At 41.6% G+C, this 20,991-nt stretch carries 20 protein-coding genes; all 20 read left to right on the top strand.

All coding sequences use genetic code 11. From position 1 onward, the window contains the following. The first annotated feature begins 47 nt into the window (after window positions 1-47). A complete protein-coding gene (locus tag FGS84_RS22085) occupies window positions 48-1,442 on the top strand; it encodes an NCS2 family permease (protein ID WP_138310476.1) in 1,395 nt (464 codons plus the stop codon). Window positions 1,443-1,517: 75 nt separating this feature from the next. Then, window positions 1,518-3,806 carry a xanthine dehydrogenase subunit XdhA gene (gene xdhA / locus FGS84_RS22080; protein WP_138310475.1) on the top strand — a complete coding sequence of 763 codons (2,289 nt, stop codon included), beginning with the start codon at window positions 1,518-1,520 and terminating at the stop codon, window positions 3,804-3,806. An 18-nt stretch (window positions 3,807-3,824) separates the two neighbouring features. Then, a complete protein-coding gene (gene xdhB / locus FGS84_RS22075) occupies window positions 3,825-4,712 on the top strand; it encodes a xanthine dehydrogenase subunit XdhB (protein WP_138310474.1) in 888 nt (295 codons plus the stop codon). Next, on the top strand, window positions 4,705-5,190 hold the full coding sequence (gene xdhC, locus FGS84_RS22070) for a xanthine dehydrogenase subunit XdhC (protein ID WP_022203183.1): 486 nt from the start codon (window positions 4,705-4,707) through the stop codon (window positions 5,188-5,190). The genes xdhB and xdhC overlap by 8 nt, the downstream gene beginning before the upstream one ends. Window positions 5,191-5,593: 403 nt before the next feature. Next, window positions 5,594-6,064 (top strand): hypothetical protein, encoded by a 471-nt coding sequence (locus tag FGS84_RS22065; protein ID WP_138310473.1) that lies wholly within the window; start codon window positions 5,594-5,596, stop codon window positions 6,062-6,064. 620 nt (window positions 6,065-6,684) lie between these two features. Further along, window positions 6,685-7,143: a hypothetical protein gene (locus FGS84_RS22060; protein WP_138310472.1), complete on the top strand. Its 459-nt coding sequence runs from the start codon at window positions 6,685-6,687 to the stop codon at window positions 7,141-7,143. After that, a complete protein-coding gene (locus tag FGS84_RS22055) occupies window positions 7,140-7,850 on the top strand; it encodes a CpsB/CapC family capsule biosynthesis tyrosine phosphatase (protein WP_138310471.1) in 711 nt (236 codons plus the stop codon). Before FGS84_RS22060 ends, FGS84_RS22055 begins: the two co-directional genes overlap by 4 nt. A gap of 66 nt (window positions 7,851-7,916) precedes the next feature. Continuing rightward, on the top strand, window positions 7,917-8,702 hold the full coding sequence (locus FGS84_RS22050) for a Wzz/FepE/Etk N-terminal domain-containing protein (RefSeq protein ID WP_138310470.1): 786 nt from the start codon (window positions 7,917-7,919) through the stop codon (window positions 8,700-8,702). Then, complete coding sequence (locus tag FGS84_RS22045; RefSeq protein ID WP_138310469.1) at window positions 8,699-9,439, top strand: CpsD/CapB family tyrosine-protein kinase; 741 nt, start codon at window positions 8,699-8,701, stop codon at window positions 9,437-9,439. Before FGS84_RS22050 ends, FGS84_RS22045 begins: the two co-directional genes overlap by 4 nt. Next, a complete protein-coding gene (locus FGS84_RS22040; RefSeq protein ID WP_138310468.1) occupies window positions 9,436-10,545 on the top strand; it encodes an LCP family protein in 1,110 nt (369 codons plus the stop codon). The genes FGS84_RS22045 and FGS84_RS22040 overlap by 4 nt, the downstream gene beginning before the upstream one ends. Window positions 10,546-10,694: 149 nt before the next feature. Further along, complete coding sequence (locus FGS84_RS22035) at window positions 10,695-11,414, top strand: hypothetical protein (protein ID WP_138310467.1); 720 nt, start codon at window positions 10,695-10,697, stop codon at window positions 11,412-11,414. A 244-nt stretch (window positions 11,415-11,658) separates the two neighbouring features. Further along, window positions 11,659-12,753, top strand: coding sequence for a DegT/DnrJ/EryC1/StrS family aminotransferase (locus tag FGS84_RS22030; RefSeq protein ID WP_138310466.1), 1,095 nt, complete (start codon window positions 11,659-11,661; stop codon window positions 12,751-12,753). 30 nt (window positions 12,754-12,783) lie between these two features. Continuing rightward, window positions 12,784-13,218 (top strand): FdtA/QdtA family cupin domain-containing protein, encoded by a 435-nt coding sequence (locus tag FGS84_RS22025; protein ID WP_138310465.1) that lies wholly within the window; start codon window positions 12,784-12,786, stop codon window positions 13,216-13,218. Window position 13,219: 1 nt separating this feature from the next. Continuing rightward, complete coding sequence (locus FGS84_RS22020; protein ID WP_138310464.1) at window positions 13,220-14,056, top strand: sugar transferase; 837 nt, start codon at window positions 13,220-13,222, stop codon at window positions 14,054-14,056. Then, window positions 14,053-15,021, top strand: a complete 969-nt coding sequence (locus FGS84_RS22015) for an ATP-grasp domain-containing protein (protein WP_138310463.1) — start codon at window positions 14,053-14,055, stop codon at window positions 15,019-15,021. Before FGS84_RS22020 ends, FGS84_RS22015 begins: the two co-directional genes overlap by 4 nt. Before the next feature lie 51 nt (window positions 15,022-15,072). Then, on the top strand, window positions 15,073-16,368 hold the full coding sequence (locus tag FGS84_RS22010; RefSeq protein ID WP_171042696.1) for an ATP-grasp domain-containing protein: 1,296 nt from the start codon (window positions 15,073-15,075) through the stop codon (window positions 16,366-16,368). A 67-nt stretch (window positions 16,369-16,435) separates the two neighbouring features. Next, window positions 16,436-17,338 carry an NAD(P)-dependent oxidoreductase gene (locus tag FGS84_RS22005; RefSeq protein WP_138310461.1) on the top strand — a complete coding sequence of 301 codons (903 nt, stop codon included), beginning with the start codon at window positions 16,436-16,438 and terminating at the stop codon, window positions 17,336-17,338. 10 nt (window positions 17,339-17,348) lie between these two features. Next, window positions 17,349-18,497, top strand: a complete 1,149-nt coding sequence (locus FGS84_RS22000; protein ID WP_138310460.1) for a glycosyltransferase — start codon at window positions 17,349-17,351, stop codon at window positions 18,495-18,497. A gap of 91 nt (window positions 18,498-18,588) precedes the next feature. After that, the gene (locus FGS84_RS21995; RefSeq protein WP_171042695.1) at window positions 18,589-19,722 is read left to right on the top strand and encodes a glycosyltransferase family 9 protein; all 1,134 of its coding nucleotides are present in this window, start codon (window positions 18,589-18,591) and stop codon (window positions 19,720-19,722) included. A 39-nt stretch (window positions 19,723-19,761) separates the two neighbouring features. Then, entirely contained in the window at window positions 19,762-20,991 is a 1,230-nt protein-coding gene (locus tag FGS84_RS21990; RefSeq protein ID WP_138310458.1) for an O-antigen ligase family protein, read from the top strand.

Below are 20,991 nucleotides of genomic sequence, written 5' to 3'. Positions count from 1 at the left end.
TAGAAACAGCGGAAAACTATAGGTAAGAATTCAAGGAGGTATGAAGTATGGAGAACAAATCAAATCAGGGATTCCTGGAAAAAGTATTTCACCTATCGGAAAATCACACAGATGTCAAGACAGAAATCATTGCCGGTATTACTACATTCATGACAATGGCCTATATCCTTGCAGTGAACCCGAACATCCTGAGCGCCACGGGAATGGACAGAGGTGCTGTCTTTACAGCCACCGCCCTTGCATCCCTGGTTGCCACCCTGCTGATGGCCGCATTTGCCAATTATCCCTTTGTGCTGGCGCCCGGCATGGGACTGAATGCTTACTTTGCTTACACCGTAGTACTCCAGATGGGTTATACCTGGCAGATGGCTCTGGCAGCCGTATTCGTGGAAGGTCTTATCTTCATTGCACTGTCCCTTACCAATGTGCGTGAAGCCATTTTCAACGCCATTCCCATGAATCTGAAACATGCAGTATCCGCAGGTATCGGACTTTTCATTGCATTCATCGGTTTGCAGAACGCTAAAATCGTGGTGGAGAGCGCCACTCTTGTATCTGTATTTTCATTCAAAGGCTCTCTGGAAGCAGGAACATTTAACTCGGTTGGAATCACTGTATTGCTGGCCCTGGTTGGTGTCCTTATCACCGGTATCCTGGTTGTTAAGAACGTAAAGGGAAACATCCTCTGGGGTATTCTCATCACATGGATTTTGGGTATTATCTGCGAAGTGACCGGGCTGTACCAGCCAAATGCAGAGCTGGGAATGTTCAGCGTACTGCCTGATTTCTCCAGCGGTTTCGGTATCCAGAGCATGGCTCCCACCTTCTTTAAGATGGATTTCAGCGGCATCCTGTCCTTAAACTTCGTAACCATCATGTTTGCATTCCTGTTTGTGGATATGTTCGATACCCTGGGAACACTGATTGGCGTTGCATCCAAGGCCAATATGCTGGATAAGGACGGAAAGCTTCCTAATATCAGAGGCGCTCTTCTGTCTGATGCCGTCGGTACCTCCCTGGGCGCTGTATTCGGTACCTCTACCACCACCACATTCGTTGAGAGCGCTTCCGGCGTTGCTGAAGGCGGAAGAACAGGCCTTACAGCCGTAGTGGCAGCTATTTTCTTCGGACTGTCCCTGTTCCTGTCACCGATTTTCTTAGCCATTCCGTCCTTTGCAACGGCTCCGGCTCTGATTATCGTAGGTTTCCTGATGATTAGCTCCATCCTGAAGATTGACTTCAACGACTTTACAGAGGCAATCCCAAGCTACATCGCTATCATCGCCATGCCTTTCATGTACAGCATTTCCGAAGGTATCGCAATGGGCGTTATCTCCTACGTGGTTATCAATGTGGCAACAGGCCATGCAAAGGAGAAGAAAATCAGCCTTCTGATGTACATTCTGGCAGTACTGTTTGTTCTTAAATATGTATTAATTTAAAACGTGTCACATATATAATGCAGACGCCTGGTATACAGGCGTTTGCGCATTCAAGATAAGGAGGTAGAGCACACCATGGGAATTGGTAAAAACATGACCCGCGTTGACGCATTTGATAAGGTCACAGGCAGTGCCAGGTATACAGCCGATTTAGAGCCCCAGGGACTTCTGGTGGCAAAGGTTATACGCAGCACCATCGCCAACGGCGTGGTAAAAAGCTTTGATTTGGAAGAAGCACAGAAGGTGCCGGGGGTAGTGAAGATAGTCACCTGCTTCGATGTACCGGATATCCAGTTCCCCACCCCCGGCCATCCATGGTCCGTGGAAACGGCCCATCAGGATATTGCGGACAGGAAACTGCTCAATACAAGGGTGCGGGTTTACGGCGATGATATTGCCGCTGTCATAGCAGAGGATGAAATCGCGGCAGCCAGGGCAGCCAGGCTGGTGAAGGTGGAGTATGAGGAATACGCCCCCCTGCTGACTGTGGAGGATGCCATGGCAGAGGGGGCTGCACAGCTTCACGATGAAAAGCCGGGAAATGTCATTGCCCATTCCTCCTTTGTGGTGGGCCAGGGGACCTATGGGGAAGCAGTGAAGGCGGAGGAGCTGGTGGAGATAGAGAAGGACTACCGGACCCAGAGCGTACAGCACTGCCATATAGAGACGCCCATTTCATTTGCCTATATGGAAAAGGGAAGAATTATTGTCACAACCTCTACCCAGATACCCCATATTGTGCGGCGTGTTATCAGCCAGGCGCTGGGACTTCCCATGGGCCGTATCCGTGTCATTAAGCCCTATATCGGCGGAGGCTTCGGCAACAAGCAGGATGTGCTCTACGAGCCCTTAAATGCATTCCTTACCACCCAGGTGGGAGGACGGGGCGTAAGGATGGAGATATCCAGGGAAGAAACCCTGGGCTGCACCAGAGTGCGCCACGCCATTGAATTCAAGGTAAAGGCAGCTGCCAGGAAGGACGGCACCCTGGTCGCCAGGAAACTGGAGGCATATTCCAACCAGGGCGGGTATGCATCCCATGCCCATGCCATTGTAGCCAACTCATCCAATGAATTCAAGCAGATTTACAAGGATGAAAAGGTGCTGGAATCCGATGCCTGGACCGTGTACACCAACCTGGCCACAGGAGGCGCCATGAGGGGATATGGAATCCCCCAGGCTGCGTTCGCGGCAGAATGCATGGCAGACGACCTGGCTCTGGCCCTCGGCATGGACCCTCTGGAATTCAGAAAGAAGAACTGTATGAGGCCGGGTTACGAAGACCCTCACACCCATGTGAAATGCAATACATACGGACTGGCAGAATGCATGGAAAAGGGACGGGAATTCATCCATTGGGATGAGAAACGGAAGGAATATGAGAACCAGACAGGAACTGTGCGCAAGGGAATCGGAATGGCAATTTTTTGTTATAAGACAGGCGTATATCCCATATCCCTGGAAACAGCGGCCTGCCGCATGATATTGAACCAGGACGGCTCCATGCAGCTGCAGATGGGCGCAACGGAAATCGGCCAGGGCGCTGATACCGTGTTCACCCAGATGGCAGCGGAGGTAACGGGCATTACGGAGGACAAGGTAAATATTCTGTCCACCCAGGATACGGACGTAAGTCCCTTTGACACCGGCGCTTATGCTTCCAGACAGACCTATGTCAGCGGCATGGCAGTGAAAAAAACAGGCGCTATATTTAAGGAAAAGATACTGGATTACGCTGCATATATGCTGAAGATGCCCCAGGATACTCTGGATGTGGAGGATAACCACATTGTGGATAAGGAGACCGGAAAGCAGCTGCTTCCCATGGAGGAGCTGGCCACCACGGCATTTTACAGCCTGGACCGCTCTGTACATATTACGGCAGAGGCCACCAGCCATTGCAAAATCAATACATTTGCCACCGGAGTCTGCTTCGCGGAGGTGGAAGTGGATATGCCTTTGGGCAAGGTGAAGGTGACCAACATAGTCAATGTACACGACAGCGGAAAACTGATTAACCCCAAGCTGGCAGCCGCCCAGGTACACGGCGGCATGAGCATGGGTCTGGGATACGGCCTCAGCGAGGAACTGCTCTTTGATGCAAAGGGAAGACCCTTAAACGATAACCTGCTGGACTATAAGCTTCCGACAGCTATGGATACGCCGGATTTAAACGCGCTTTTTGTAGAGTTAGACGACCCCACAGGTCCCTTTGGAAACAAGGCGCTTGGCGAGCCGCCGGCCATACCAGTTGCGCCGGCTGTGCGCAACGCTGTGCTGAACGCCACAGGCGTGGCAGTGGACAGTCTGCCCATGGACCCGCAGAAGATGGTGAAGCATTTCAAAGAAGCAGGATTAATATAGAAAGGGCGGTGAAACAGCATGTATGATATAGAAAAATTTTATCAGGCAGCAGATGTGGAAGATGCGGTGCGCGCCCTAGTGGAAGACCCTGAGGCAGTGGTCATCTCCGGAGGCAGCGATGTGCTGATAAAAATCAGGGAAGGAAAGCTGGCAGGCTGTTCCCTGGTAAGCATTCACGGAATTAAGGAACTGGAAGGCATAAGAATGGAGGAGGACGGAACCATTGTCATTGGCCCGGCCACCACATTTTCCCATATAACCAATAACAGCATCATACAGAAGCACATTCCCATGCTGGGAGATGCAGTGGATATGGCAGGCGGTCCCCAGCTGCGCAATATCGGGACCATTGGCGGCAATGTGTGCAATGGCGTGACCAGCGCCGACAGTGCCAGCAGCCTGTGCTGTCTGGACGCGGTTTTGGTCCTTAAGGGGCCGGACGGCGTCAGGGAGGTGCCCATCAGCCAGTGGTACACAGGACCGGGAAGGACTGTGAGGAACCATGACGAAGTTCTGACGGCCATCCGGATAAAGAAAGAGAACTACCAGGGCTACGGCGGACATTACATTAAATATGGCAAGAGGAACGCCATGGAGATTGCCACCCTGGGATGCGCTGTCAGCGTGAAGCTGTCAGAGGATAAGAAACACATCCAGGATATCCGTCTGGGATACGGCGTGGCTGCGCCCACCCCAATCCGCTGTCATAAGACAGAGGAGGCTGTAAAGGGAATGGAGACAGGGGAGGCCCTGGCCCAGGCTGTGGGAAAGGGTGCTCTGGAGGAAGTAAATCCTCGTTCCAGCTGGAGGGCTTCCAAGGAGTTCCGGCTTCAGCTGGTGGAAGAGCTGGGCAGACGTGCCGTAAGGCAGGCCGTAATCAATGCAGGAGGTGAGTGGGATGCTTAATATTGTGCATATGACTGTTAATGGAAAAGAAGTGGAGTTGGCAGTGGACCCAAGAGAATCCCTACTGGAAACCCTGCGGAACCGTCTGGGGCTGACCAGCGTGAAAAAGGGCTGTGAAGTAGGAGAGTGCGGCGCCTGCACGGTGCTGGTGGACGGAGAGGCCATAGACAGCTGCATCTACCTGACCATGTGGGCGGAAGGCCGCAGTATCATGACCGTGGAAGGGTTAAAGGGGCCAAACGGCGAACTGAGTCCCATCCAGAAGGCATTTATCGAGGAAGCAGCCGTACAGTGCGGCTTCTGTACGCCGGGATTAATCATGACAGCGGTGGAGATTGTAGGTACCGGAAAGCGGTATAACCGCGATGAACTGCGCAAGCTCATATCCGGACATCTGTGCAGGTGCACGGGATATGAAAACATCCTTAACGCCATGGAACGGATTGTGGAGGAGACGTATAAGGTAGTGGGGAAATAAGGGGGGATGTATCCGGAACGCAAAGAAGGCATTAAAACGCAGGTGTGGTGAAGGCGGCAGCCCTGAGGAAGCTGCGGTCAGCACCTGGATATATAAGGGTTTTAGGATAAGATACCAAAGACCATAGTGAAAAGAGAGGCTCCGGGGATTGAACGGGGCCTTTCTTTTTACTATGGCGGGTTACAAACCTTGGAAGAACGGATTAAAAAAGTAAATAAAATAAACCAGTTGAAAATTTACGTATTTTAGGTAAAATAGGAGGGGCATTATTTGCATTTTAGTATGTATACAACTGGTCTTGCAATGACATTTATGTTAACATATAGGTAGGCCCTGATGGTTGCGGAGGAGACAAAGAGAAGGTGATTCTCTTTGAATATGGGATGATAGGTGAGCATGAGTCATGTTTGATATAACGTCGGATAAGGTATATGTAAAAACCTTTGGTGGGTTTGATTTGTATTATAAAGGTGAGCTGATATACTTTTCCAGCAGCAAAGCCAAAGAACTTCTCGCAGTACTTGTGGACTGGAGCGGTAAGGAAGTAACATTATCTCACCTGGCTGAAATTTTAAATGAAGGAGAACGGGATGAGACTGCAGCCAAGCAGGCGGTCCATTTAGCGTGGCATAGACTGAAGCAGACCCTGAAGAAATATGGGATTGAGAAAATCGTTGTAAAGGGCAGGGGAACCTATGCCGTTAATAAGGAAGCAGTGGTCTGCGACAGCTACGATATGGTCCGGCAGGTCAAGGGGGCGTCTAACTTTTTTGTTGGGGAGTATATGCCGGAGTATAGCTGGGCAGAGGTTACGCTGTCGAATTTGATAAGGGATTATTTTGATGAAGGGGAATCGGGGGATAAATTTAAATAAGAGTGGTTGACCAGTATTCAGAAAGAGGTGTTCCGTAATGGATGCCTCTTTTTTGTTGTATTAAATGAAATCATATGACCAGTTTCATGATATGACGGTATAAATGCATTCTTCCGGGGTTTGTGTCCCCCCTCAGATTGGCAGGAATTGGTAATAATGATATGATGATTCAACACATGAAACTTAGATTTCAGTGTATGGGGTGACTGTGTACATGGGGAGAGACTGATGTATGGAGATGGCATGGAGATTGATTCTGTCAAGAATGGAACAAATTAAGGAAAAGCATATTGAGGTTTAAACACATCTAAGATAAACCACATAATTTGGATTATGTGGTTTTTTGAATTTTATTCCTGGTTTCCTGTTCATGTTATATATCCTTTGTTATTAAATGATTCATATAATTCTGCCTGCATGTCTGGTAACGTCATGAGACTGGCGTTAGTTTTATGCAATTTATAGATTGCTAAAATATATGAAAATTATACATAAAATGACAAAAATCCCATTTTATTACATATTGAAACGGTTTTGTAACGAATTTGAAAGCAATTGAGTGGTATATCCTTACAAAGAACAGTGGTATGCGGCTTGAAATAACGGGAGAAATAACGCTGATGGCAGAAACGGAGAATGCAACTATATTTATAAAGACCTTTGACGGATTTGATGTTTATGTAAACGGTAAAATGGTTTATTTTCCCAGCAGCAAAGCAAAAGAGATGCTTGCAATCATGGTCGAAAAACGTGGAAGCAGTGTTTCCTTATCCCAGATGACGTATCTGCTGTATGAAAACATTAAAGAGAGCACGGCGAAAAACAATTTAAGGGTTGTATATTATCGTCTTCGAATGAGTCTGATGGAATATGGAATTGAGAAAATACTGATAAAAAAACGAGGCAGCTATGCGGTGGATACAGAGCAGTTTGCCTGTGATTTTTATGAATTCATCAAGGGAAATCCGGAGTATATCACACTGTTTTCCGGAAGCTATATGCCTGAATATATATGGGCTGAGGACATGATGCCCTATCTGAAAAACCTGTACCGGAAATATAATGGGGTGATGATATGACGGGAATCATTGATATGCATGCACATATCCTTCCGGGAATTGATGACGGTTCCAGGGATTGGGATGAGAGCAGGAGGATGCTGGAAGAATCCTACAGGCAGGGAATCCGGTACATATTAGCCACACCTCACTACTCCAGGCGCGGTTTACCTTCCAATCTGTATGAACTGTCGGAACGTCTGAAGGAGGAAGCACAGAAAATCGCGCCGGATTTCATGACGGGCCTGGGACAGGAGACCTATTATCACGAAGGATTGGTGGACCATCTCAGGACAGGGAAGGCCCTTACTTTAGAGGAAAGCCAATATGTGCTGGTGGAATTTGACCCCCAGGTGCCCTATGAGAAGATGTACCAGGCAATAAGGAAACTGACCATGGCCAGATATATACCAATTATAGCCCATGTGGAACGTTATGAATGTCTGAGAGAAGGGGCCAACCTGTCGGAATTGGCACAATGCGACTGCAGGCTGCAGATGAATTTTAGCAGTCTGAATGGAAAGGGTATATGGGATAAAGAGGTCCGCTGGTGCAGGAGACAGGTTATGGAGGGCAGAATTTTTTGCCTGGGAACTGATATGCACCGTATGGACTATAGAAAGCCGGATATTGAGGAGAGCTTTCGCTGGTTGGTCAGACATCTGGAGGGGCGCAGGCTCCACAGCCTGCTGCGGGGGAATGCGAAGAAAATAATACTAAAAAGATAGTACGAATACTGAAAAGATAGCACGGTAAGATAACATGATTAAGAAAACAGGAGAACAGGAAGACGCATGGAAAAGACGTATGATGACAACGAGATTGAGATAGACCTCTTGGAATTGCTGGGGGAGTTCCGGCGCAAGATATGGTTTATATTGGGAACCATTATATTGTTTGGAGGAGTGGCAGGCGCATTCAGCGCATTTGTACTTACCCCGCAGTATAAGTCCACTGCAATGGTTTATATTCTCTCAAAAGAAACCACGCTGACATCACTGGCTGACCTTCAGATAGGAAGCCAGCTGACCAAGGATTATAAAATCATCGTGACAAGCAGAAGGGTTCTGGGCCAGGTCATTGAAGATATGGAACTGGACCTTACATATAAAGATTTAGTAGAAAAAGTCACCATTGACAATCCTCAGGACACACGAATCCTTTCCATCTCTGTGGAGGACCCGGACCCAGCCATGGCAAAGCTAATCGCAGACAAGATTGCAACCACATCCTCTGATTATATTGGGGATATTATGGAGATGGTGCCTCCTAAACTGATTGAAGAGGGTGAGGTTCCCATACTCAAATCAAGTCCCAGCAACGTAAAGAATGCTTTGATTGGCGGTCTGCTGGGAGCCGTACTTGTATGCGGCGTTATCACTGTGAATGTGGTTATGAATGATACAATCCGCACTGAGGAAGATGTTACAAAGTACCTTGGGTTATCTGTCCTGGCATCTGTACCGGAACGGGAGGGGGAAAAGCCTGAGGATAAGGAGGCCATGATTTCCTCTAAATCAAGGAATAAGCCGACAGTAGGGAAATCCAGAAAGAAGAAAAGGGGAGGCCATGTGTCATGAGACAGTTTGTTGCATTAAACAGGGAGATGAAGGATGACTATCACTATAATGAAGCCATCAAGACATTGAGGACCAATATACAGTTCTGCGGAAACGGCATCAAGACAATTATGCTGACCAGCTCTCTTCCTGATGAAGGAAAAAGTGATATCACATTTGCCCTGGCATCCTCTCTGTCCCAGATTGGAAAGAGAGTAGTGATGATAGATGCTGACATCCGCAAATCCGTTCTGGTTTCCCGTTATCAGCTGGAACGGGAGGTGGCCGGTCTGTCACAGTACTTAAGCGGACAGCGGTCTCTGGAGCATGTTCTTTATGATACAAATATAGAAAATCTCAGCATTATATTTGCAGGACCCTATTCGCCCAATCCGGCGGAACTTTTGGAAGAAAGCTTATTTGGAGATATGATATGCAAGCTGCGGGAGCTGTATGACTATGTCATCATTGACACGCCTCCTATGGCCAACCTGATAGATGGGGCAATCGTGGCCCGCCAATGTGACGGAGCGGTGATGGTAGTTGAGAGCGGGTCCATAAGCTACCGTCTGGAGCAGAGGGTTAAGGGGCAGCTGGAAAAAAGCGGATGCCGAATTCTTGGGGTTGTGCTTAACAAGGTGAGCATGGAACGCAACGGATATTACAGCAAATACTATGGGCGCTATGGCAAATACGGGAAATATTCCAAATACGGTCATTACGGTAAATATGACAGGTACGAGAAGGCAGAGGTATGAGTTGGTTTCGAAACCATAAGCGGGCACTGTGCAGGGCTGCTGTGGGGGCAGCAGCAATTTCACTGACTTGTTTCATATGGACGGGGATGAATCTGTACCGGAACAGGAAAATCCTTGAAGCGGAGATTGCAGCCAGGAATTATGCAGACCTGGGAAATGGTCAGGGAAGCAGTCAGGAAAATGGTCAGGATAACAGTCAGGACAACAGGCAGGTCAGCGGGCAATGGGACGAATGTCTCTTTGACAGGGACGTGGTTGAATATGACGGAAAACAGTACAGACGCAACAGCTATGTGAAGGCCATCCTGTGTATTGGCGTGGACCGGTCGGGAGAGATGACCGAGAAGACCACCACGGGATTTGGCGGACAGGCGGACGGGTTATTTCTTATAGCCCAGGATACGGCGAGGAATACCATAAAGATATTGATGATACCCCGGGATACAATGACTGATATTATGCTTACTGATTTGAGGGGAAATGAGCTGGGGAAAGATGTGCAGCACCTGACGCTGGCTTATGCTTATGGTGATGGGAGAGAGAAAAGCTGTCAATATATGGTGGACGCAGTATCAGAATTAATGGGAGGATTAGAGATAGAATGGTATATGGCAGCTGATACCAGTGTCATCCCTGTGCTGAATGATGAAATAGGGGGAGTCACCGTAACCATTGAGACAGGTGGAATGGAAACACGGGACCCAGCTCTGGCAAAGGGGGAAACTGTAACACTGAAAGGGAAGCAGGCGGAAGTGTTTGTCCGCTACCGGGATACGAATGTGGAACACTCAGCATTGTATCGTATGGACCAGCAGCAACAGTATATAAAAGGGTTTTTCCAGGCTGTCCAGAAGCATTCGGCTCAGGACAGCGGCCTGGTGGTAAGGCTGTTTGATAGGATTCAGGAATACATGGTCACTAATATGACTAAGGACCAGTATCTGAAAGTTGCCATGGACGCAGTGGCGGGGGGAAAACTGGGGGATGAGGATTTCTACACGGTTCCCGGGGAAGGTGTGGTAACCCTTCGGTTTGATGAATTTTATGCGGACCGGGAAGCACTGATACCCATACTGCTGGAATTATTTTACCGGGAGATTGGGTAAGCGGGGATGAAACGCCGCAGTATCCGGTGTTCGGAAGGAAAATGGGCGGCATCTGGCAGCCAGTGTGTGTAAACATGCAATATCCAGCATGAAACCATGCTGTTTATTGAATATAACTACTCTTAGGAGAGAAAGGAGAGGTGAAGGATATGAAAAAGAAATGCATAGCAGCTTTAGTGCTGGCAGTTGCTTTGGCTTCACAGCCTGTATGGGCGTTCGCGGCAGGCAGTGCGTCCAGCAATGGTTCCATAAGTTCATCCAGCGGAAGCGATGGCAGTGGTTCCATCGGCTCGTCCAGCAGCAACAAGAGCACTACAAGCTCAAAGTCCAACACCACAGTAACTGTGTCAGCTACTGGCGTCAAGACTACAGGTGCAACAACCAGTGCAAGCCCAACCGGCAGCACAATTGGCGTTGCAGTAGACACAGTAACAACCACAGGACAGCAGGTAACAACCAATTCCAAGGGAGAGGCTGTTATCGGCGATACTGCTGTTGCATTTGCAGACAGTGAGGCAGCAACCGCAGGTCTTCCTTCAGATGTGGTATCAGCTATTAATGATATCAATGCAGGAAAGCCGTTAAATGAGGTTGTACAGGGCGTGGACCTGACGGGCTTTAATGCCTTGACAGGAACACACGCAATCATTACAAAGGATGCTGCTACAGGCGCTGTTAAGACAGGTCCTGTAGAGGTTTCCCTGTATGTGCCAAATCTGGTTGCAAATATCAGTAACGTACAGTTATTGTTCTATAACAATGCGACAGGGCAGTGGCAGTTGATTCCGGCTGTCAAGGTGGACCCGGTTACTAAGACGGTGGCTGTAAGTGTTCCGGGGTCTGGGACGTTATCGGTGGTGTATAAGTAGCAGCATTAACTAAATGCTGGCCGGGGGTAATAGATGGCGAAGGCCGCGCCCCCGGTCTTTACAGAAAGATGCATGGAGAAAAATAATAAATAAAGATAACTTACAAGTTTCTGCTGTGCGTAGTGAATTGGAGGAAGTCCAACAAATCTTCAATTTTGTACAGATGGCAGAAAAATATTTTAAGCCCAAAATAGAATGCTTATTTCATGTGTTTTAAAACGACCAAAGAAAAGGGAGAATTAGTATGAATATTCCACAGCAACGACTTGATAGAGGGTATGAAAAGTATAGGGAAGAATATGAGGCGAAGGCAATTGAGGTACTTCAATCTGGCTGGTATGTACTAGGAAAACAGGTAGAAGCATTCGAAAATGAATTTGCTGCTTATGCTAATGCTAGATACTGTAGAGGTTTGGCGAGCGGTCTTGATGCGTTACAGATTGCTTTTAGGGCTTTAAAGATTGGTCCGGAAGATGAAGTATTAGTCCAGGGAAATACATATATCGCAAGCATTATGGGAATTACCATGAACGGTGCAACACCAGTATTTATTGAACCGGATGAATACGACTTAATTGATGCCTCAAGGCTGGAATCTGCAATTACAGATAGAACCAAAGCTATTCTTGTAGTGCATTTATATGGGCAGGCAAGCAATATGACTTCTATAATGAAAGTGGCTAAAAAATATAATTTGAGGGTGGTTGAAGATTGTGCACAGTCACATGGTGCGATGTGGGAAGAGAGACAAACAGGTACATTTGGCGATTTTGGATGTTTTTCATTTTATCCATCAAAGAATTTGGGGGCGTTTGGAGATGGAGGAGCGATAATTACGAATGATGCTGATTTGGCTGATGAGGTTAGAATTCTTCGGAATTACGGAAGCGAGAAACGCTATTACAATAAATACATAGGTTACAATTCTCGACTAGACGAGATACAAGCTGGTTTGTTACGCATAAAACTCTCACACTTAGAAGAGTTAACTACAGAACGTAAGAATATAGCTAAGAAGTACAATGAAGGAATAACGAATGCATTGATTAAAAAACCTGAAGTAAGAACTGGTGCAACACATGTTTATCATCAATATGTAATTCATTGTGAAAAAAGAGACGAATTAAGATGTTTACTCGCGTCACAAGGAATAGGCGCAATCATTCACTATCCAATACCACCGCATATGCAAGAATGTTATAGATACTTGGGGTTTAAAGAGGGGGATTATCCGATAACAGAACGATATGCAAAGGAAGTTTTAAGTTTACCTCTATATAATGGAATGACTGATAATGAAATTCAGACAGTTATAGAGGTGATAAATAGATTCTCATAGTTAAAAATTGGTTAAGGGGGCATTTTGAGAATGGAGAAAGAAACAATCTTAAGTCAGGTGAAAATGCTTGAATTTACGAAAAAAGGTGACCTTAGAGGGAACATGGTTATTGCTGAGGGAAATTATGATGTTCCTTTCGATATCAAAAGAATCTTCTTTATCTATGGTTCGTCAGACGATGTTGTACGAGGTCAGCATGCAAATCTAAAAACAGAATTTGTTCTAATAAACGTGGCAGGAACCAGTAAAGTTAGGATTATGGATGGTAAGGGTAATGAAATAGTCCATTATCTTAACAGACCCTATATAGGCTTATATCTTCCCAATATGCTTTGGAAGGAAATGTATGATTTCAGTGAAGATTCGGTTTTACTGGTATTATGTAGTGAGCATTATGACCAAACTGAATATATTAGAGATTTCAAACAGTATATCGAAATAATGACTGGTAAGAAAGGGTTGTAAAATGATATCCGATGAAACGATAGTTGGAAACAAAAATTTGTTTTCATTTGAAGAAGAGTGTATTGTGGAACATCTTCGTAAAGAGAATCTCTCTCATGCTAATGAGATAGCACGACCTGTATGTCCTAAAGATACTTTGTATACTCGATATATTAAAAGAATTCTAGATATTTTGATTTCTTTGCCATTAGTAATTATTTTGTTGCCGCTTAATGTTGTCTTTGCTCTCTGTACATTTTTTGATGTGGGACATCCTATTTTTTATAAACAGACACGCATTGGCAGACATGGAAAACAATTTATCATGGTTAAGTTTAGAAATATGAATGAAAAAAAAGATGAGAATGGAAGGTTGCTTCCACCATCTCAGCGGGTGACAAAGTTTGGACGTATAATGAGAAAATATTCTTTGGATGAGCTTCTTAACTTTTGGAGCGTGTTAAAAGGCGATATGTCAATTATAGGTCCAAGACCATCACCTGTTTTTATATATGAAAGAATGACGGATAGACACAAACAAAGGACAGCATTGAGGCCTGGTTTGGAATGTCCACGTGTTATTAAGGTTACTGACGATGATTTATGTAAATACCATCACACTTATGAAAACGATATATGGTATATCGAAAATGTGAGCTTCATGACAGATATTAAAATGTGTTGTCTGCTGGTAAAGATGGTTTTCGATTTGAAGAAGCGAGAAGGTCAAGCCAAAGGACAAGGTGTGAGTTATTTTATTGGTTATGATAAAGATGGTTTTGCCATTAGTATGAATAAATACAAAGAGCGTTATGCCCGCAGCATTGAAAATAGTTTAGTGAATGGAGACATTGTATGAAATCAGTTGTTCTCGTTACGGCAATAGGGACAATGGCATCAACAACAATTATTTCAAAGTTGAAAGAGACGAATGAATACTACATTATAGGAGCTGATATTTTTCCACGAAATGAGGTTGCAACTGCAAAAGATGTAAATGAATTTTATAGTTTTCCTTCTGCGATAGAAAATTTTAAAGGTTTTGTATGTTTTGTTCTAGATTTCTGTAAAAAGAAAAAGGTGAATTTTTATTTCCCAACAATAGATGAAGAGGTTGTTAACCTATCAAATCACAGAGATTTATTTTATGAGATAGGAGTGCGTTTGTGCATTCCAAATTATGACCTGGTGGAATGCTGTCATTATAAGGATAGATTTGTATCTTACATACATAAAGAGTTTCCGGAATTGTATATTAAAACATTTGATAGATTAGAAAATATTCCCGAAGAGGAGTTTCCAATCTATATTAAGCCTGTTGAAGGAAGAGCTAGTAATGATTGTAGAAGATTTGATTCAAAAAGGATGGCAGAAGAGTTTATTACAGGTACTGGATATAAGCCTAACGCTTATGTGATTCAGAAGTATACTGAAGGAACTATTTTTACAGTAGACCTCATCAGAAATTCAGCAACAGGACAAAAAGAGCAGGTCCAGCGAAAGGAGCTTCTACGAAATGGTAACGGATGTGGTATTGCGGTGGAAATAGTAAATGATGAAATACTCAAATCTATATGTAACGATTTAATGTTAAGTCTAAATTTACATGGCGTTGTTAATGCTGAATTTTTTTTGACAAATATGGGTTATAAAATTATTGAAATAAATCCAAGGTTTTCTGCTGGTTGTGGGTTTACATGTATGGCAGGTTGTAATCTTGTATTAAATGCATTGATGATAGCGGACAGTAAGATTTGTGACTTTGGAAAGATTACTTATGGTAAGCACTATGCAAAGCGGTATGAGATATATCAGTTAGATTGATAAGCTGTCAAAAAAATGGCAAGGATAATCGTGGAAGGGCGGTCGAAAACAATGTTGGATGTTAGTTTATGCGATAAGAAAATATTATTATTAGGTGGTATAAATACTACAGCTGATTTGATTCATTTGGCGCATCGTAATAGGGTGAAGGTAGGGGTGGCAGATTATAATAAAAATACGTATGTAAAAGGGCTGGCGGATTATGTACATGATGTTAGTGCAGTCGATGAAGACGCAATAGTTAAGCTTTTTATAAATGAAGGATATGATGGAATTATATCTGCGTTCAATGAGCGATTGGGACCGGTTGTCAGCAGAATTGGTGATAAACTTCAGAAACCAGTACCATTTACAGTTAATCAGCTTCGGATGAGTACAAATAAAAAATATTTTAAGCAAATGTGTATAAAATATGGTGTTCCTGTTCCAAAGGAATATTTTATTACTAGTATAAAGGATATTCGAGAATCAGATATAGACTATCCTGTAATTATTAAGCCTGTGGACGGCTCAAGTTCTGTAGGCGTTACGCCTTGCTATTCTGCAGTGGAATTAGAAAAGGGTTTCCAAAAGGCAAAAAGATTGTCAAAATCAGGGGATGTTATTGTTGAACAGTACCTTCCTTATGATGAAATTAATTTGACATATATAGCCCAGAATGGAGATATACAATTAGCGGCTATTCATGATAGATATTTTAACACTACACAAAAAAGTGCCACTAAGGCACCGGATTTATATATTTATCCTTCACGCTATACACCACTATTTTTGCAAAAATATAACAATATAATTCTCAATATGTTAAAAGAAATAGGTATAAAAAATGGGTCCTTGTTTATACAGGCGATTATAAACGGAGATGAACTTTTTTGCTATGAGGCGGGAATAAGACTAAATGGATGTAAGACATATCAAATTCTTGAGTATGAGAATGATTTCAATACATTTGAAAGATTGATGGAATTTGCTTTAACAGGTAGTATGGGAAAGAAAACACACTTCAACCCTAGATTTAAGCGATGGTATGCGACACTTAATGTTTTAGGACAGCCGGGAGCTACTATAGGTGGCTTTGGGGGGATTGAAGCATTGGAGAGCTATCCTTGGTTAATTCATATTGCGAGACGAAATAGAGTTGGCGATACAATTCCAGAAGATTCGGCAGGTACTTTAGTACAAGATACTACCAGAATACATTTATATGCTGATACAAAAGAGGAATTGATTGAAAGAATTGATAAGGTGAATGAATTATATAAAATTTATGATTTAGATGGGAACAACATAATTTTAACACCTCATGATACACAGGAAGTTCTTCATAAACTGGACTATTGTTTGTAAAGATGCAGAATACGGATACATAACAATATTTCAAATTTTTAAGAAATGGAGGAGTGTAATGTTTTAAATGAAAAAGATATTATTGACGGGCGCTAATGGAATGTTGGGGGCGAAAATAATCAAAATATTAATAAAAACAACAGACTATGATATTTTAGCTATTGCATCATCAGAGGATAGATTGAAGGCTGTGTTGGAACAAGAAGAAATAGCTGGAAAGGAAAGGATTACTTTTTTGTCAAATGAGGATTTCCTTTCAAATAGTAGTATTGTTTCTGAAATATATGGGTGTATACATCTTGCATTTTCACGGAGGCTGAGACCTGAAAAAGAAATTGCAGCGAGTATTGACTACAGCTTAAAGATATTTGACCGATTGTTATGCATGAATGTAAAACGTGTTATAAACGTTTCAACTCAAGGAATATATGGTTCAGTTAAGGAAATACGATATGAAGGTATGGGTCCAGCGCCAGACAACCATTATACAATGGCCAAATATGCGACAGAAATTATTTTTAATAAGTGTTTTTTTGATTCGAAAGTAAAGGATTATACTAATGTTAGATTGGATAAAGTAGCACAAAGCAGCAGTTTTATTAAAGCATTGTGTAATCAGGCTTTAAATGGAACAATTTATTTAAGAGGTGGAGAACAAATTTTTTCTTTTATTGACGCTAGAGATGCTGCTGCTGGAATCGTTACATTACTATTTAGTAAGGAGGGGTGGGATAGAGTTTATAATTTAGGGTGGAATAGAAAAACATATAATTTAATTGAGGTTGCGAATATTATAGCAAGCGCCGCTATACAGTTAGGCTATGGTGTTCCAGAAATAAAACTTGAAAAACAAAATATTGAGCTTTGGTCAGGAATGGATTCAAGTCTGTTCATGAATCATACAAAGTGGAACCCCAGGTATACACTTTATGATTCTGTTATAGATGTGATGGGAACGTATGAAAGGTGAGAAATAATTTATGGAATGGCCAGTTAGAGTACTTCAAATAACAATAGGAGATGGAACATTTAGTGGAATTGCCAATTTTTTATATTCGTTTTATTCACATATGAATCATGAAAAGGTGAGATTCGATTTTTTATATTGCGGTGAAAATTCGCTGGCATCTAAAATGGGCAGTTCAGTGCTTAGGGATTCAAAGATTACTACGTTACATGTGATGAAGCGAAATAATAACGGTTTTAAAGAGTATTACAGTTTGATAAAAGAATTACGCAGATACTTTGAAGATAATAGATATCATATTATTCATATTAATTCAAGTAATTTGTTTGTGAATACTTGTATTACATGCATGTGCCATAAAAAAAATATATGTATAGGTCATTCACATAATACTAAGTCTCCAATAGAATACAGTTCTTTTATAAAAAAACAAATAAAAAAAACTGTTCGTATACCTTGCCAAAAATATATAGTGGAAAAAGATAACTGGTTATTAGCTTGTTCGACACAAGCTGGAGAATACCTATACAGCGAAAAGGCAGTTCAAGGTCCTAAATTCAAGGTTATTAATAATGCAATCGACATTAACAAATATATATATAATCCGATGAAGAGGAAATTATTACGAACCAATGATAAGATAATTTTTGGTACCGTGGGGCGATTAACTAATCAAAAAAATCCATTATTTTTGATTGATATTTTTAATGAAATCCACAAAAAAAATGGAAATACAATGCTGTGGCTGGTAGGAGATGGTGAGCTGAGGCATGAAGTAGAGGAGAAAGTTAAACATCTTGGATTGAACAACGATATTGTGATTATGGGGGTTAGAAATGATATTGCTGACCTTATGCAGGCAATGGATATTTTTTTATTACCTTCGCTATATGAGGGATTAGCCTTTGTTTTAATAGAAGCTCAGGCAGCAGGACTTCCAATTTTTGTATCAGACAGTGTGACGAAAGAGGCTAAAGTTACGAATTTGTTGGAATATATACCATTAAGTATTGGGGCAAAGGGGTGGGCGGATACAATACTCTCTAAGCTTGAGAATATCCCAGAGAGAAGAAACACAGGAGAACAATTAATAAAAGCTGGATTTGATATTTGTACTGAAGCAAAAAAGTTGGAAGAGTTTTATATATCTTTGATGGTCTGATGTGTTGACATAAAGATTTGCTGGGTAGGTAGGAATGATTTTTATTAGAAGATTTATAACAAACATATATGTATATGTAAAGATGTTATGCATGTTATTACATAAAAAGGAAGAAAATAAACGTATTCTTCTTATTATTGATGGACTTATTGGAGACATAGTTCTAGTACAGGATTTTTTAAAAGAATGTAATAGATATTTGCATGAAGAGAAAGGGTACTCGGTAGACCTATTTTTTTCAAAGTCTTTTGTAAAAGAGTTTTATTTGGAATGCTGTGAAATTTATGATTTGAATGTCCTGGATATATGTTTCGAAAAAAAGAATACAGAATTATTGGATATGATGCGTGTACTGCATTATTTTAAGAACAAAAAATATGAATATGTTCTAAATCCTTTGCCAAAACATAAAGGTGATAAATTGGTTGGCTGTATTAATGGTAAGTATAAACTGGCCGTAAGAGACGATATGATTATCAAAGGGAGAAGAATTAGTAATCTTTTTAGAAGATTGGCATATAGCGACACTATAGTTGTAGATAAAACGGAAATGGAATTTTGCAGATTCAAAAGAATAATGTCATTTTTAGGAGATTGTGAATATAAAACTGGAATTCCTGTTATAAAAAAAGAATCTTGCTTTAAATATGCAAAATTCTATTGTGTTTTTGCGGTTGGCGCATCAGAAGCAGGCAAAAAATATGCCAAAGACCGTTTTGTCGCTTTAGCTAACTATATTGAAAAGATGACTGATTTAACCATCATTTTTGTAGGAGCAAAATCTGACTTAGAGGATACAGAGTATATAATCGGAAAAGTTCATGCTGAAGGCAGAACTATAAATTTGACAGGTAAAACCAACTATCAAGAATGGGTGAATATTATTGCCTCAGCTAGATTTGTCATAGGAAATGATAGCGCTTCGGTTCATATAGCTGCGGCTACAGGTGTAAAGGCGATTTGTATAGTTGGAAAATGGCAATATAAAAGATTTTATCCATATATTTTGGATATAGCCGACAAAAATATCCCGGTACCAATATTTTGTGAAACTAAATTACCATGTGAGAATTGTGGCAAAGTTATTGATTTGATGCCAAATTCTAGTTGCAAAATGACCCTTACAAATCATAAAAGTTATGACTGTGTAGCTGAAATCAGAGTGGAACAGATTATTGAACAAATAGATGTTTTTTTATCTGAAATCACTATGCCAAATAATTAGCATAACACGATTATGATTAGGGAGGATGGATTTGATGTAATGAAACTGGAAACTAAAAGATTTAAAGCAATATTTAAAATAAATATAACATATACACAGATTATTTTGATGTTTTTGATTTTTCCTTTAATATCACCAGAAGGATTATTATCGTTGCACCCTTTTTTTTATAATTTGGTTTATCTATATTTCCGAACAGTTGTATTTATTATAATTGGTTTGATTTGGTTACTTAAGTCAAATCATAAGAAAATTGAAAAATTAGCTCTGGTTACTATCTTATTTGTTATGGATGCTTTTGTAACAACCATTGCTAATAACGGAAATTTAGTTCAGGCATATATTTCATTTATGCCATGTGTGATGACTTGTTTAATTATTGATTCTATTAAAAATGATATAGATTTAGTCATTAACAGCTTTTTACTTATCTTGGAATTTTGGATTTATGTTAATCTGATATGTATGATTCTTTACCCAACAGGTATGTACTATGTAGAATCAAATAATTCATATTTAGCCTGGATTTTTGGATATAAAAGCTCCTTTCAGTATTATATTTTACCTGTGATGTGCTTCGAATGGATAAATTATAAATATCGTAGTCAGAAAGTGAGAATGATTTTATTGGTTTTAACATGTTGTGTCGAGACGATAATATCCCACAATATGATGCTTCTTGTTGGCGTAATTGTTTTATTGTTTTTTTTGCTTTTGAATTTGTTTAAATTTGAAAAAGTATTTAATATGAGAAATTATTTATTAGTGGTTTTGCTTGCAAATATAATGTTTATATTTATGACTGCATGGTTGGTTAATTCGACCTTGGGGATGACGGTGTTGGGGTGGTTAGGGAAGTCCGGAAACTTATCATATAGAGTTATAATTTGGCCTAAGACTTTAAAATATATTCAGGAAAAGATAATATATGGAAATGGGATATTAGATAATGGTACTAGAACCATAATGTATGGACTGCGGGGAGTTGTTCATTCTCACAATCAACTTTTAGAGATAACTTTTATTGGTGGGATTACAATGTTATTTATATATGTATTGATAAACCTTCTGATTACGAAACGTTTAATGGAAAACAAAGAATTAGAATCATCCCGGATACTTTCATTATCTATATTTGTTGTGTATTTGATGGTGGTAGTTGAAATTTTCACTAGGCATAGTGGAGCTTCTATATGGGCGATGTTATTTTGCGCATATTTTTGTAAATATGTGGATATGGCTTTTAAAAGAAGATATAGAAAAGGTTAA

This window comes from Clostridium sp. 1001271st1 H5, assembly GCF_005845215.1.
Classification (GTDB): domain Bacteria; phylum Bacillota; class Clostridia; order Lachnospirales; family Lachnospiraceae; genus Enterocloster.
This window is presented reverse-complemented; position numbering and strand designations above follow the sequence as displayed.